Below are 13,444 nucleotides of genomic sequence, written 5' to 3' on the forward strand. Positions count from 1 at the left end.
GCCACCCGTTCTATTTTACGGCTGCCCCGGAGCGGCCCATTCTTCCTTTGTTTCGGTGAAGTTACGAACCCATGCGACAGACTATTGTGAAGGCGGCGCTGTGCGGCGCAATGCTGCTGACGACCACGGCACAGGCGGCACTGAGCCCGGCTGAACAGAAGATTGGCGCCAGCGTCGATGCCGGCCATGAGCCCGCGATCGCCCTCCTCGAAAAGATCGTGAACCAGAATAGCGGATCGATGAACGTCGCCGGCGTCAAGGCGGTGGCCGACATGCTGCGTCCCGAGTTCGAGGCGCTGGGCTTCACCGTTACCTGGAAACCGATGGATGAGGTCAAGCGGGCTGGCCATTTCATCGCCGTGCATAAGGGCAAGGCCGGCTCGACGAAGATGCTGCTGATCGGCCATCTTGATACCGTGTTTGAGCCGGACTCGCCGTTTCAGACCTTCAAGCGGGATGGCGACTGGGCCGCCGGGCCGGGAGTCGGCGACGACAAGGGCGGGGTGGTGACGATGCTGCTCGCGCTCAAAGCGATGCAGGCGGCGGGCACGCTCAAGGGCGCCAATATCGAGGTGGTGCTGACCGGTGACGAGGAGGATTCGGGCGATCCGGTCTCGATCTCGCGCGCGGATCTGATCGCGGCTGGCAAGCGCGCCGACGTGGCGCTCGATTTCGAGGGGCTGAGCCGTGAGGACGGCAAGGATATGGGCTCGATCGCGCGTCGCTCCTCCAACAGTTGGACGCTGACCACCAGCGGCAAGTCGGCGCATAGCTCGGGCATCTTCTCCGCCGCCGCCGGTGATGGCGCCGTCTATGAAATGGCGCGGATCATCACCGCTTTCCGAAAGGAATTGCCGGAACCCAACCTGACCTTCAATGTCGGCCTGATCGGTGGCGGCCAGAGCGCCGAAGTCGACAAGGATGGGGTGCGCATCGCCGTGACCGGCAAGACCAACATCATCCCGCCGATCGCCGTCGCCAAGGGCGATTTCCGCACCCTCAGCCAGGACCAGACCGAGCGGGTCCGGGCGAAGATGCAGGCGATCGTCGATAGCGGCCATCTGCCCGGCACCGGTGCCAGCATCGCCTTTGACCTCGGCTATCCCTCCATGGCGCCCACGGCAGGCAACCGCGCGCTGCTCGCCAAATTGAATGGCATCAACAAGGATCTGGGCCTGGCCGAAATGCCCGAGCTTGATCCGCTCAAGCGCGGCGCGGGCGATATCAGCTTTGTTGCGCAGGATGTTGACGGACTGGTAGGGCTGGGCCTCGCCTCGACCGGCGATCATAGTCCGGCGGAAAAGGCGGACCTGTCCACCATGCCTCGCCAGGCCAAGCGGGCGGCCATATTGATGACCCGTTTGTCGGCCGAGAAGGGCCGGAAATGATCGCCCCTCGGGCGCCGGCTTTCGCTGGCGCCCGATAGCGGCTACGGAAAGCCATGCTGCCGCCGACCCCGACGATCGCCACCCATATCGGACCCGTGCTGGAGGCGTTGAGCCTGATCGGCACCTTCGTCTTCGGGGCTTCCGGGGCATTGGCCGCCGCGCGCCTGCGCCAGACATTGGTGACCTTCGCCTTCTTCGCACTGCTGACCGGGGTGGGCGGCGGCACGGTGCGCGACCTGCTGATCGATGCGCCGGTCTTCTGGATCCATGATCCGGCGCCGTCGATCGTGTGCATGGCGGCCGCCATCACCGTCTGGATCACGCCGCGCCGCTGGTGGAGCGATCATGCGCTCGACTGGCTCGATGCGATAGGGCTGGCCGCTTTCGCGGTCTTCGGCGCGGCCAAGGCAATGGGCTTTGGCGTGCCGCCCTTTGTCGCGGGGATGATGGGCGTGGTCACCGGCTGCGTCGGCGGGATCATGCGCGACACGCTGGCGGGCGAGCCGTCGATCCTGCTGCGCCCCGAACTCTACGTCACTGCCGCGGCGTTCGCCTCCGGCCTGTTCGTGCTGTTGCGGCTGGCCGGGCTGGATGTGCCGGTCGCCGGCGTGATCGCGGCGCTGCTGGGCTTTGGCCTGCGGGCGCTGGCGATCCGGCGCGGGCTGGGTCTGCCAGCTTATAAAGATATGGACGGCTAGGATTGTCTTTTCGGGAGCGTCTAGAGCGTATTCCGATCAGGTGGAATAACCTGATGGCTCGGAGGCGAAGGCCAGCGCAGCTAAAACCTGCCAAATCAAAAATATAGGACCGTGGAGCCGACGCAGTCGGATAGGAATCTGCTCCAGGTAGCGGTTCCAAGAATATGCATATCCCTGAAGCAAAAAAGGGCGGACCGTGAGGTCCGCCCTTTCGAAATCTCGCCGTGGCAGAGATTAGTGCGCGTTCGCAACGTTCTCGGCAACGTTAGCGGCGTTAGCAGCTTCGTTGGCGGCGTTGGCGGCGTTGTCAGCAGCGTTGGCGGCGTTTTCGACAACGTTCTCGACGACGGCGTTCGAAGCGTTCGCGGTTTCGTTGGCCGGCTTCTCACCGCAAGCGGCGAGGGCCATCAGGCTGGCCGAAGCGAAAACAACAGCGATCTTCTTCATTGTGTACGGCTCCCATAGCATTATGCCGCGTCTGGCACGTTACAAATGTGACCCTACGCGAGCGACCCGCATTAACGTGTGCGCTGCACAAATCAATGCTTTTCTGACGTCGGTGAAGCGGCAGAATCACGCGACGGGGCGTTCTCTACTATAAAAGTTCAGTTAATGCCCAATGTTTCTGTCGCATTCGCAGCAATGTTGAGCGTGACCGCCCAGGCGGCGACATTCTGCCGCAGCTGCGCCGGATCGATCTTGTCCAGCGTGTCGTCAGGCGTGTGGTGAATGTCGAAATAGCGGGTGCCGTCCTGCTGCAGGTCGATCACCGGAATGCCCGCTTCCACCAGTGGTTCGATGTCCGATCCGCCATGCGCCTTGTCACGGCTCGGCACGATGCCCAGCGGCGCCAGCCCCTGTGCGATCCGGGCCGACAGCGCTTCATGGCCGGCGGGCAGGGTGAAGTCGACCTTCCACACCTTGTCGGCGCCAAAGTCCGATTCCAGCACCAGCGCATGCGGCTCCTTGCCATGGGCAGCATAATAAGCGCGGCCACCATTGCCGCCCACTTCCTCGGCACCGGCGAACAATATGCGGATCGTGCGGCGCGGCGTGCCGGCCTTGGCGACCTGCAACGCAGCAGCGGCCACGATGCCGCAGCCCGAAGCGTCGTCAATCGCGCCGGTGCCCTGGTCCCAACTGTCGAGGTGACAGGCGGCGACAATGACGCCGGTCTTGGGATCGCTGCCGGGAATTTCACCAATGACATTGCCCGATGGCTGATCCTTGGCGGTCTTGGACACGGCGGTAAGATGGACGCGGACCGGCTGGCCGCGCGACACGACGCGTGCCATCTGCTCGGCATCGGGTACGCTGACGGCCACGGCCGGGATCGGCGTCACGCCATCGGCCCACATCTGCACGCCGGTATGGGCGATGCGGTGATGATCGGTGCCGATCGACTTCACCAGGATCGCGATCGCGCCCTTCTTGGCGGCGATGCTGGGGCCCTGGCGACGGGCGGCGCCATAATAGCCATAGCCCGACCCGTCCTGGGCGGCGACCATGTCATGGCTGACGAACACGATCTTGCCCTTCACCGTGCTGTCCGGCGCAGCCTGGAGATCGGCGATGGTCGGGTAATAGGCGATCTCGCCCTCGATCCCCTGGGGCGGGGTCGATCCGCTGTTGCCCAGCGCCGCGACGACTAGCTTCTGCGGGAAGGGGGCGATAATCGCCGCCTCGTCATGGACGCGTTCCCACAGCGGCATCTTATAGGGTTCGATGCGGACGTTGGCGAAGCCCAATGCCTTGAGCTTGGCGGCGGCCCATTCGCGCCCGCGCGCTTCCTGCGGCGTGGCGGCCGGGCGCGGACCGACTTCGGTCGTCAGCCCCTCGGTAATGTCCCAGGCGACATCATCCTTCAGGGCGGCTTCGCGAATCGCTGCGTCACTGGCCGGAGCGGCCTGCGCCAGAGCGGGGGTGAGGATGCTGCCAAGGAGCAGGGCGGCGAGCGGGCCCGATCGGATTTTCTGCATGGCTGAAGGCTTACTCAGACATACCCCATTTGCCAATGGCTTCCGCCTTCGCTAATTCGGCGCAAATTTTCCTGTCCATACCCTTTGGAGCTGCGCGAACCCATGTCCGCCTCATCGCAATATGCCTATGTCATGAAGAACATGACAAAGACCTTCCCCGGCGCGCCCAAGCCGGTGTTGAACAACATCAATCTGCAATTCTATCGCGGGTCCAAGATCGGCATCGTCGGCCCGAACGGCGCGGGCAAGTCGACCCTGATCAAGATCATGGCCGGCATCGACACCGATATCAGCGGCGAAGCCTGGCCGGGTGAGAATGTCACCGTCGGCTATCTGCCGCAGGAGCCCCAGCTCGACCCGACCAAGAATGTGCTGGAAAACGTCAAGGACGGCGCCCGCGAGATGGCGGACAAGCTGGACCGTTTCAACGAGATCAGCATGATCATGGCCGATCCGCCGGAAGACGTCGATTTCGACGCGCTGATGGAGGAAATGGGCACGCTGCAGGAACAGATCGACGCCGCCGATGGCTGGACGCTCGACAATCAGCTCGAAATCGCGATGGAAGCGCTGCGCTGTCCGCCGTCGGACTGGTCGGTGGAAAGCCTGTCGGGTGGTGAAAAGCGCCGTATCGCGCTGACCCGCCTGCTGATCCAGAAGCCGGACATCCTGCTGCTCGACGAACCGACCAACCATCTTGACGCCGAAAGCGTCACCTGGCTGGAAAATCACCTCAAGGAATATGCCGGGTCGGTGCTGATGATCACCCACGACCGCTACTTCCTCGACAATGTTGTCGGCTGGATCCTGGAGCTCGATCGCGGGAAATATTTCCCCTACGAAGGCAACTACTCCACCTATCTGGAGAAGAAGGCCAAGCGTCTGGAGCAGGAAGACCGCGAGGCCACCGGCCGCCAGAAGGCGATCAACGACGAGCTGGAATGGATCCGTCAGGGGCCCAAGGGCCGTCAGACCAAGTCCAAGGCGCGTATCGCCAAGTTCGAACAGCTGGTTGCATCCCAGGAAAATCGTGCGCCCGGCAAGGCGCAGATCGTCATTCAGGTGCCCGAGCGTCTGGGCGGCAAGGTGATCGAGGCCAAGGGCATTTCCAAGGCCTATGGCGACAAGCTGCTGTTCGAGGATCTGTCCTTCATGCTGCCGCCCGGTGGCATCGTCGGCGTCATCGGCCCGAACGGCGCGGGTAAATCGACCCTGTTCCGCCTGATCACCGGCCAGGAAACCCCCGATTCGGGCGAGATCGACATCGGCTCGACCGTGCGCCTGGGCTATGTCGACCAGAGCCGCGACCATCTCGACGCATCGAAGAATGTCTGGGAAGAAGTCTCGGACGGTCTCGATTATGTCAAGGTCAACGGCCATGACATGTCGACCCGTGCCTATGTCGGCGCCTTCAACTTCAAGGGCCAGGACCAGCAGAAGAATGTCGGCAAGCTGTCGGGTGGTGAGCGCAACCGCGTCCACATCGCCAAGATGCTGAAGCGCGGCGGCAATGTGCTGCTGCTCGACGAACCGACCAACGACCTTGACGTCGAAACGCTGGCGGCACTGGAAGAGGCGATCGAGAATTTCGCCGGTTGCGCCGTGGTCATCAGCCATGACCGCTTCTTCCTCGACCGTCTGGCGACCCACATCCTCGCCTTCGAAGGCGACAGCCATGTCGAATGGTTCGAAGGCAATTTCGAGGCCTATGAGGAAGACAAGCGCCGTCGCCTGGGCGATGCTGCCGATCGCCCGACGCGCCTTGCCTATAAGAAGCTGACGCGCTGATCTGATCGGGAGGCTGGAAACGGCCTCTCGCAAAATAGCGTCAGAACAATGACTTGAAACGCCCGGTGTCCCTCAGGGATGCCGGGCGTTTTGCTGTTCCATCGCCCTCGCGGTAATGAAGTTGCAATATCTGCAACGCGGGTTCCGCCCTTCGCAATTGCGAAAGAACGCACTGCGCTGCACATAGGACGGGCCTTTCAGGCATCCTCTCCTAAAACTTATCAAGGCCGGCCTTTCGGGGCTGGCCCTTTTTTTGTCCGTCGAACGGGTGGTTTCAGGTTGGGCCAGTTCACGCGGGGCCAGTTCACGCGGGGCCAGTTCACGCGGGGATTGGGCAGGTCGCGGGCGGCCGGGCCAGCGCGTCATTGTTCAGGAAATCATGGTCCGTCAGCGCGTCGAGAAAGGCTAGCAGGGCAGGCATGTCGACATCGACCAGAATCGGTGCGGCATGACGGCGGATGGCCGATTCGATCGTCGGCGACTGGCCATCGTGCAGCCAGGGGCCAGTGACGGCGACATTGCGCAACGACGGCGTGCGGAACTGTTCGGGCGGCGGCTCGAAGCCCGGCGGCAGGGGCTTTCCGCCATAAGCGGCCGCATCGACCTCCTGCGGTGCAGCGGTGCCGACATAATGGGTCTTGCTGTCGGTGAAGTCCGGCCCGGAATGGCAGCCGCCACAGCCCGCTGCGGCAAATTGCTTGGCCCCACGCTGCGCCAGTGGCGACAATGTGCCGCGATCATGGGCGCTGCCGAAGGAGATCATCGTGCGCTGGAACGCCGCAAGAGCGGCGGTCACCCTTGCGAAGTCCAGGTCATTGGGTGCGCCGGGGAAGGCAGCCGCGAACATGCGGCGATAGCAGGGATCGGCACCGATCCGCCGGGCCAGCCCGACATCATCCTGCGTCAACCCCATCTCGACCGGCTTGGTCCCGGTCATCGGCACCATCGCCTGCTGCTCCAGCGACGACAGGCCGGCCTCGGTCCAGGTCAGGCTGCTGCGCCACGCGACATTGGCAAGGCCGGGCACATTGCGCACGCCCATCTCGCCCCTCACGCCCCGATGGGTGGCCAGACCATCGGCAAAACCCTTCTCCTGCTGGTGGCAATCGGCGCAGGCCATGCTGCCATCGGCCGACAGCGTACGATCATAAAAGAGCCGGCGGCCAAGCGCGACCTTGGCCGCGGTCATGCCGTTTTCGGACGGGATGGCGGGCGCTGCAACGCCAGCGGGCAGGGCAGGCCAGCGCCAGGCGGGACGCGCAGCCCCCAGTCCCGTCGCCAGCAACGCCGCCGCCCCGATGATCGCCGCTCCGCCCACTCGCATCCGCTGTCCCCTTCGTCACATATGACGAAACAAAGCTGGCTGATCCTCAGGCCGGGGTAAAGAGGAGGAGGGGAGCGGCCCTGAAATGACTTCAAGGACGAAGGCCTGATAGGCAGCAACGTCCATCAGGCGGGTGCGGTCTATATGCACCGTCGGCAATGTCAGAGTGACCATGAGCAACCGGCTATCGGTATCGACGGCAATCCAGCGCATCTATCGCTTTTCCAATCCCGCCATCGGCCACTCTCAAACAGTCTCTATGAAGCCGTCCGTGCCACTGCCGTTCGGCTTCATCTTTGCCAATTTCCCAATGTAAAATGTTAACGGGGCATATCTACGATGTATCAGCATCGATATACAAGGCGGACATGCGAAGCGATCGATCTTCTTTTAATATGGGTTTTGATACCGACAAGGCGGTTATCGCGCCATGGTCGCGCCTCGAACAGATATTGTTTCTCGCCATAGCCCTCGCGACGATGTTCTTCTCAATCCTCACTCCGCCTTTTCAGGCGCCCGACGAGAACCAGCATTATATGAAGGCGCTGGCCCTGTCGCAGGGCCAGGTCGTGACGCAAATCCAGGGCGACCGGATCGGCGCAGAGCTACCAAACGCCGCGGTTGACCTGCATGCCGTCGATTTCCCGACCGAACCGGACGGCCAACGCCACCGCTATGACAAGGCGATGATCGATCGAGCCTGGTCCGCGGACGTCGCCCGCCCCGGCACGCGCTTTGCCGAATTTCCCAATGTCGCCAGCTATGCGCCGACCCTCTATGCCCTCGGCGCCGTCGGCCTCGCGATAGGCGACGCGCTCGGCCTGCCGCGCATCGGCGCCTTCTATGCCGGCCGCATCGTCAATGCGCTGACCGCCTTGCTGCTGCTCGGCACCGCGCTGCGCCTCATCCCCTTCGGCCGCATGGCGCTGCTCGGCACCGCGCTGCTGCCGACCTTCTGCTACCAGATCGGCTCGCTCTCGCCCGATGCGGTCATCAACGGCGTCGGTTTTCTCGGCCTCGCTCTGGCGCTGCGGATCGGCTTCATGGCGCCGCAGCGCGCCGGCACCGCCGCCACGCTCGTCACCGCGCCGCTGCTGGCGCTGGCCAAGGGCGTCTATCTACCGCTGATGGCCGCCGGCCTCCGCTGGTCCAGCCGCGCCAGCCTGCCCCGCAACGCGCTGATCCTTGGCGCGATGATGCTGGGCGCTGTCATCTTCGCTGTCTGGATGAAGGCGAACGGCGGTAGCCAGGCGCTCTATCACATCACCTCGCGCAAGACCGGGGAGAGCGTGCTGACCGCGCCGCTGGCCCAGCAACTCGCCGTGATCCTGGCCGATCCGGCCGGCTATGCCCGCATCCTCGCGTCCAGCATCATCGAACGGGCACCAGTCTATGCGCTGCAGATCGTCGGCCGCTTCGGCTGGAACGCGATCCTGCTGCCGCTGCTCGCCTACCCGCTTGCCCTGCTGATGCTGGGCAGCGCGGTGCTGAGCGGATCGGGCGCGCGCTTCGGCCTCGGCCAGCGCCTCTGGTGGCTGGCGATCGCGCTCGGCACCGCGCTGCTGATCGAAACCGCCATGTATCTCACCGGCACGCCGCTTGGCGCCGATTATGTCCAGGGGACGCAGGGCCGTTATTTCCTGCCGCTGCTGCCGCTTGTGCTGCTGGCGCTGATGCCGGCCGCCCCGCTGCGCGGCGCTCGCCTGCTTTGCGCCGGCGCGGGCCTGGCCCTGCTGCTGGTCGCGATGCTCAGCGCCTGGGACAGTTTCTGGGTCCATGGCTTCGTCACCGCCGACGGCATGCCGCCGCACAGCAGCATCGGCCGCGCCTTACTGCTGCCCTCGCCGCGCTGGTAGCCAGACCGCACACAGCATAAGCCAGCCCAGCCCTTCGATCCATCCGGCCATCACGTCGCTTGGCCAATGCACGCCCAGCCATACCCGGCTGGCGCCGATCAGCGCGATCATCACTGCCGCTGCCCCATAGGCCGAGCGCATGCCGAGCAGCATCGCGAGCGCGCCGAAGAACATCATGTTCCCTGCCGAATGGCCGCTGGGAAAGCTGTAGGTGTGGACGATGTCGAGATGCGGCAGCAGGTCGGGCCGGGGTGCGGCAAAGACCTGCTTGAGCGCCAGATTGAGCAGCGTCCCACCGATCACCAGCAGCAGCAGCCAGATCGCCCGATCACGCGCGCGCCGCCAAAGAAAGGCCAGGGCCAAAGCCAGCAGGCACAAACGCCCCACCGTGCCGCCGACCGCCGAAGCAATCTGCATGAGCAAGGTGACAATGGCGCCCCCGCTCGTATCCCGTGCCCGCCCGGCGGCGCCCATCAGGCCGATGTTCAGATCGTCGAGCAGACCATTACGCTGCGCCAGCGCGATTCCCAGCACGCAAAAAAGCGCGAGGATGAATATCCCCGCGCCCTTTTTCAGCACCATATGCCGATCAGATATGGAGCGCACGCCCATAAGCGGCGAGCACGCTTTCATGCATCGATTCCGAGATGGTCGGGTGCGGGAACACCGTCTGCATCAGTTCGGCCTCGGTCGTCTCCAGCGTCTTCCCGATGGTGTAACCCTGGATCATTTCGGTCACTTCCGCGCCGATCATGTGGGCACCCAGCAGTTCGCCGGTCTTGGCGTCGAACACGGTCTTGGTGAAGCCCTCGGCCTCGCCCAGCGCGATCGCCTTGCCGTTGCCGATGAACGGGAACATGCCGACCTTGACGTCGTAGCCCGCTTCCTTGGCCTTGGCTTCGGTCAGGCCCACCGATGCAATCTGCGGGTGGCAATAGGTGCAACCCGGAATGTTGCGGACGTCCATCGCATGCGGGTGGACATCCTTGTTGCCCAGCGCCTGCGCGATCGCCTCGACCGTGGTGACGGCTTCATGGCTCGCCTTGTGGGCCAGCCATGGCGGCGCGGTGACGTCGCCGATCGCCCAAATGCCGTCTACATTGGTGCGGCCATAGGCGTCGGTCTTGATATGATAGCGCTGATCCGGCTCGACGCCGACATCTTCCAGGCCGATATTCTCGACATTGGGGACGATCCCGATCGCCACGATGACATGGCTATATTCGGCAGTGATGTCCTTGCCGGCCTTGTCCTTGATGGTCGCGGTCACGGCCTTGTCGGTCGCGGCGATCTTCTCGATCTTGGCGCCGGTCAGGATGGTCATGCCCTGCTTCTTGACTGCCTTTTCAAGGAAGGCCGAGACATCGGCATCCTCGACCGGCACGATCCGGTCCATCATCTCGACCACGGTCACATCAGCGCCCATGTCGTTGTAGAAGCTGGCAAACTCGATACCGATCGCGCCAGAACCGATGACCAGCAGCTTGGTCGGCATTTCCGCCGGGGTCATGGCGTGGCGATAGGTCCACACGCGCTTGCCGTCAGCCTTGAGTTGCGGCAGGTCGCGGGCGCGGGCGCCGGTCGCGACGATGATATGCTTGGCGGTCAGTTCTTCGCTCTTGCCATCCTTGGTGACGGTCAGCTTGCCCTTGCCGGTCAGCTTGCCATCGCCCATGTGGACGGTGATCTTGTTCTTCTTCATCAGGTGCGTGACGCCCTGATTGAGCTGCTTGGCGACGCCGCGCGAACGCTTCACCACCGCTTCGATGTCGGCGCTGATCTTCTCGGCTGCCAGGCCATAATCCTTGGCATGCTGCATATAATGGAAGATTTCAGCCGAACGCAGCAGCGCCTTGGTCGGAATGCAGCCCCAGTTGAGGCAGATGCCGCCCAGATTTTCGCGCTCCACGATCGCGGTCTTGAGGCCCAGTTGCGCCGCCCGGATGGCAGCAACATAGCCGCCCGGGCCGGAGCCGAGGACGATCAGGTCATAGGTATCAGCCATGGTCTCTCTCGCTATTCGATATCTTGGTCAGGCCGCGCCCTTATTGAGCAGGCAGCGGCGGCACGGAACGGGGTTGGCGATCCTCACCGATCGCCACGAAGGTGAAGGTCGCCTGGGTCACGCGATAGGACCGGTCGTCATGACGGGCTCGGCGCCACGCCTCGACATCGATCTTCATCGACGTGCGGCCGACCGACTTGAGCGTCGCGAACACCGACACTTCGTCGCCGACGATGACCGGACGGTGGAAGGTCATGCCCTCTACCGCGATCGTCACCGCACGGCCGTGGCTGTAGCGCGCCGCGACCGAACCCGCAGCCGAATCCATCAGGCTCATCAGCCAGCCGCCGAAAATATCCCCGTGGGGATTGGTATCGGCCGGCATGGCGATGACGCGCACCGCCGGGCTATGCTCCGGCGGCTGCTCGTCGATCTTCGCCATCAGGCCAGCATGCCCAGCGGATTTTCGATGAGTTCGCGGAACGCCTTCATCAGGCGAGCGCCATCGGCGCCGTCGATCGCGCGATGATCGAAGCTGCCGGTCGCCGACATGACGGTCGCAATCTGGAGCGAGTCATCGACCACGAAGGGACGCTTCTCGCCCGCGCCGATCGCCATGATCATGCCCTGCGGCGGGTTGATGACCGCCTCGAACTGCTTGATGCCGAACATGCCCATGTTCGACAGCGACGCGGTGCCGCCCTGATATTCGCTCGGCTGCAGCTTGCCGGCCTTGGCGCGATCGGCCAGATCCTTCATCTCGTTCGAGATGGCGGCCACGCCCTTGATGTCCGCGCCGGTGACGATCGGGGTGATCAGGCCACCGGGGATCGACACGGCCACCGAAATGTCGGCACGCTTGAACTGCAGCATCTGGTCGCCGGCGAACTGCACGTTGCACTCGGGCACCTGCATCAGGGCCACGCCCAGCGCCTTGATCAGCAGGTCGTTGACCGACAGCTTGACGCCACGGCCCGACAGGCCGGCGTTCAGCTCGCCGCGCAGCTTCAGCAGCTTGTCGAGCTGAATGTCCACGGTCAGGTAGATGTGCGGCACCTGCTGCTTGGACTCGGTCAGGCGACGCGCGATCGTCTTGCGCATGCCATTGAGCTTGATGACTTCGTGCGGGATGCCGAAATCCTGTGCGGCGGCGGCCACCGGCGCCGGGGCAGCGGCGGGCGCAGCAGCGGCCGGGGCGGCAACCGGTGCAGCGGCCTTGGCCGGCGCGGCAGCGGCGCCATCCAGATCGGCCTTGACGATGCGGCCGTTCGGGCCCGAGCCGGCGACAGCGGCCAGATCGACACCCTTGGCTTCGGCCAGACGACGGGCGAGCGGGCTCGCCTTCACGCGGCCTTCCGCCGGAGCGGCGGCAGGCGCAGCCGCCTTCGCCGGCACCGGATCAGCCTTGGCGGCGGGGGCGGCGGCTTCGGCCTTGGCCGGCACCGCATCAGCCTTGGGCGCGGGCACAGCGCCACCGCTGGCGGCAGCTGCGGCGACATCCTCGCCCTCTTCGGCGATGATCGCGATGACGGTGCCGACCTTCACGCCTTCGGCGCCTTCCGACACCAGGATCTTGGCGACGGTACCTTCATCGACCGCTTCGAATTCCATGGTGGCCTTGTCGGTCTCGATCTCGGCGAGAAGGTCGCCGGACGATACCTTGTCCCCTTCCTTGACCAGCCACTTGGCCAGCGTGCCCTCCTCCATGGTGGGGGACAGGGCAGGCATCTGGATCGTCTTGCTCATGCGTTCGGGGCCTCTTCTTGATTATCTGGCACGCGCCGTTTCGGAGCCCGTTTTCACCCTTTGGCCGGAACGGTCAAGGCCACGCCTTGCGCAAGGGCCCATAATGCCCCACATTTCACCTCGTTGGTTCGTCGGGGCAGTTTTGACGGGCCGGCAAGGCCGATTTTTGTTTCTCGGGGATATCGAACAATGCGGACATATCTGGTGGTCGTGGACGAATCGCCCGAAGCGGAAACCGCGCTGCGCTTCGCCGCGCGCCGTGCCGCCAAGACGGCGGGCACCGTCCGCATCCTGGCCCTCATCCCGCCGTCCGAATTCGTCCAGTGGGGCGGCGTTCAGGCGACGATGGAAGATGAAGCGCTGCAACGGGCCGAAGCGCTGGTGACCAGTGCGGCCGGCACGCTGACCGACGAATCTGGCATCCGCCCCAGCATCACCGTGCGCCAGGGCGATCCCGTCGCGGTCGTGCGCAAGACGCTGGAGGAAATGGACGATGTCGCCGCGCTGGTCCTGGGTGCTGCCGCCAGTGGCCCGCCCGGTGCCCTGGTATCCCATTTCACCGGATCGGACGCGGGCAAAATGCCCTGCCCGATCATGATCATTCCCGGCGGCCTGGACAGCGACGCGATCGACCGGCTGAGCTGAACAGCGAGCGCCCAA

13 protein-coding genes are annotated in these 13,444 nt (G+C 64.3%); 5 read left to right on the plus strand and 8 right to left on the minus strand.

Features of this window, described 5'->3' with window-relative positions; translation table 11 throughout:
* Positions 1-71 precede the first annotated feature (71 nt).
* Positions 72-1,388: a M20/M25/M40 family metallo-hydrolase gene (locus tag N6H05_RS15540; protein ID WP_284110389.1), complete on the plus strand. Its 1,317-nt coding sequence runs from the start codon at positions 72-74 to the stop codon at positions 1,386-1,388.
* A gap of 53 nt (positions 1,389-1,441) precedes the next feature.
* The gene (locus N6H05_RS15545; protein ID WP_284110391.1) at positions 1,442-2,086 is read left to right on the plus strand and encodes a trimeric intracellular cation channel family protein; all 645 of its coding nucleotides are present in this window, start codon (positions 1,442-1,444) and stop codon (positions 2,084-2,086) included.
* 234 nt (positions 2,087-2,320) lie between these two features.
* On the opposite strand, the gene N6H05_RS15550 is transcribed toward N6H05_RS15545, so the two are convergent.
* Positions 2,321-2,533: a hypothetical protein gene (locus N6H05_RS15550; protein ID WP_004212530.1), complete on the minus strand. Its 213-nt coding sequence runs from the start codon at positions 2,531-2,533 to the stop codon at positions 2,321-2,323.
* Between the two features lie 158 nt (positions 2,534-2,691).
* Complete coding sequence (locus N6H05_RS15555) at positions 2,692-4,065, minus strand: M20/M25/M40 family metallo-hydrolase (RefSeq protein WP_284110396.1); 1,374 nt, start codon at positions 4,063-4,065, stop codon at positions 2,692-2,694.
* A 102-nt stretch (positions 4,066-4,167) separates the two neighbouring features.
* On the opposite strand from N6H05_RS15555, the gene ettA reads away from it, so the two are divergent.
* A complete protein-coding gene (ettA, locus tag N6H05_RS15560) occupies positions 4,168-5,853 on the plus strand; it encodes an energy-dependent translational throttle protein EttA (RefSeq protein ID WP_004212532.1) in 1,686 nt (561 codons plus the stop codon).
* A gap of 319 nt (positions 5,854-6,172) precedes the next feature.
* Here ettA and N6H05_RS15565 read toward each other — a convergent pair whose 3' ends face one another.
* Together N6H05_RS15565 and N6H05_RS15570 are read right to left on the minus strand one after the other, a co-directional pair.
* Entirely contained in the window at positions 6,173-7,177 is a 1,005-nt protein-coding gene (locus N6H05_RS15565) for a cytochrome-c peroxidase (protein ID WP_284110397.1), read from the minus strand.
* Between the two features lie 15 nt (positions 7,178-7,192).
* Complete coding sequence (locus N6H05_RS15570; RefSeq protein ID WP_284110399.1) at positions 7,193-7,390, minus strand: hypothetical protein; 198 nt, start codon at positions 7,388-7,390, stop codon at positions 7,193-7,195.
* A gap of 182 nt (positions 7,391-7,572) precedes the next feature.
* On the opposite strand from N6H05_RS15570, the gene N6H05_RS15575 reads away from it, so the two are divergent.
* Complete coding sequence (locus tag N6H05_RS15575; protein ID WP_284110400.1) at positions 7,573-9,033, plus strand: DUF2142 domain-containing protein; 1,461 nt, start codon at positions 7,573-7,575, stop codon at positions 9,031-9,033.
* Here N6H05_RS15575 and N6H05_RS15580 read toward each other — a convergent pair.
* Genes N6H05_RS15580 through N6H05_RS15595 form a run of 4 tightly spaced genes read right to left on the minus strand, consistent with a single transcriptional unit; the run spans position 9,007 to position 12,784 of the window.
* Positions 9,007-9,645 carry a phosphatase PAP2 family protein gene (locus N6H05_RS15580; protein ID WP_284110401.1) on the minus strand — a complete coding sequence of 213 codons (639 nt, stop codon included), beginning with the start codon at positions 9,643-9,645 and terminating at the stop codon, positions 9,007-9,009. The genes N6H05_RS15575 and N6H05_RS15580 overlap by 27 nt on opposite strands.
* Positions 9,623-11,038: a dihydrolipoyl dehydrogenase gene (lpdA, locus tag N6H05_RS15585; protein WP_284110403.1), complete on the minus strand. Its 1,416-nt coding sequence runs from the start codon at positions 11,036-11,038 to the stop codon at positions 9,623-9,625. The genes N6H05_RS15580 and lpdA overlap by 23 nt, the downstream gene beginning before the upstream one ends.
* 40 nt (positions 11,039-11,078) lie before the next feature.
* Positions 11,079-11,480 (minus strand): acyl-CoA thioesterase, encoded by a 402-nt coding sequence (locus N6H05_RS15590; RefSeq protein WP_004207606.1) that lies wholly within the window; start codon positions 11,478-11,480, stop codon positions 11,079-11,081.
* Positions 11,480-12,784 (minus strand): pyruvate dehydrogenase complex dihydrolipoamide acetyltransferase, encoded by a 1,305-nt coding sequence (locus N6H05_RS15595; protein ID WP_284110405.1) that lies wholly within the window; start codon positions 12,782-12,784, stop codon positions 11,480-11,482. Before N6H05_RS15595 ends, N6H05_RS15590 begins: the two co-directional genes overlap by 1 nt.
* Before the next feature lie 189 nt (positions 12,785-12,973).
* On the opposite strand from N6H05_RS15595, the gene N6H05_RS15600 reads away from it, so the two are divergent.
* A complete protein-coding gene (locus N6H05_RS15600; RefSeq protein ID WP_284110406.1) occupies positions 12,974-13,429 on the plus strand; it encodes a universal stress protein in 456 nt (151 codons plus the stop codon).
* The last annotated feature ends 15 nt before the right edge of the window (positions 13,430-13,444 follow it).

This window comes from Sphingobium sp. WTD-1 (assembly GCF_030128825.1).
Classification (GTDB): Bacteria; Pseudomonadota; Alphaproteobacteria; order Sphingomonadales; family Sphingomonadaceae; genus Sphingobium.

Coding starts and splice junctions, on each gene's coding strand:
- N6H05_RS15600 (WP_284110406.1), top strand. CDS start 12,974: ATGCGGACATATCTGGTGGTCGTGGACGAATCGCCCGAAGCGGAAACC.
- N6H05_RS15580 (WP_284110401.1), bottom strand. CDS start 9,645: ATGGGCGTGCGCTCCATATCTGATCGGCATATGGTGCTGAAAAAGGGC.
- N6H05_RS15565 (WP_284110397.1), bottom strand. CDS start 7,177: ATGCGAGTGGGCGGAGCGGCGATCATCGGGGCGGCGGCGTTGCTGGCG.
- ettA (WP_004212532.1), top strand. CDS start 4,168: ATGTCCGCCTCATCGCAATATGCCTATGTCATGAAGAACATGACAAAG.
- lpdA (WP_284110403.1), bottom strand. CDS start 11,038: ATGGCTGATACCTATGACCTGATCGTCCTCGGCTCCGGCCCGGGCGGC.
- N6H05_RS15590 (WP_004207606.1), bottom strand. CDS start 11,480: ATGGCGAAGATCGACGAGCAGCCGCCGGAGCATAGCCCGGCGGTGCGC.
- N6H05_RS15545 (WP_284110391.1), top strand. CDS start 1,442: ATGCTGCCGCCGACCCCGACGATCGCCACCCATATCGGACCCGTGCTG.
- N6H05_RS15575 (WP_284110400.1), top strand. CDS start 7,573: ATGGGTTTTGATACCGACAAGGCGGTTATCGCGCCATGGTCGCGCCTC.
- N6H05_RS15555 (WP_284110396.1), bottom strand. CDS start 4,065: ATGCAGAAAATCCGATCGGGCCCGCTCGCCGCCCTGCTCCTTGGCAGC.
- N6H05_RS15540 (WP_284110389.1), top strand. CDS start 72: ATGCGACAGACTATTGTGAAGGCGGCGCTGTGCGGCGCAATGCTGCTG.
- N6H05_RS15570 (WP_284110399.1), bottom strand. CDS start 7,390: ATGCGCTGGATTGCCGTCGATACCGATAGCCGGTTGCTCATGGTCACT.
- N6H05_RS15550 (WP_004212530.1), bottom strand. CDS start 2,533: ATGAAGAAGATCGCTGTTGTTTTCGCTTCGGCCAGCCTGATGGCCCTC.
- N6H05_RS15595 (WP_284110405.1), bottom strand. CDS start 12,784: ATGAGCAAGACGATCCAGATGCCTGCCCTGTCCCCCACCATGGAGGAG.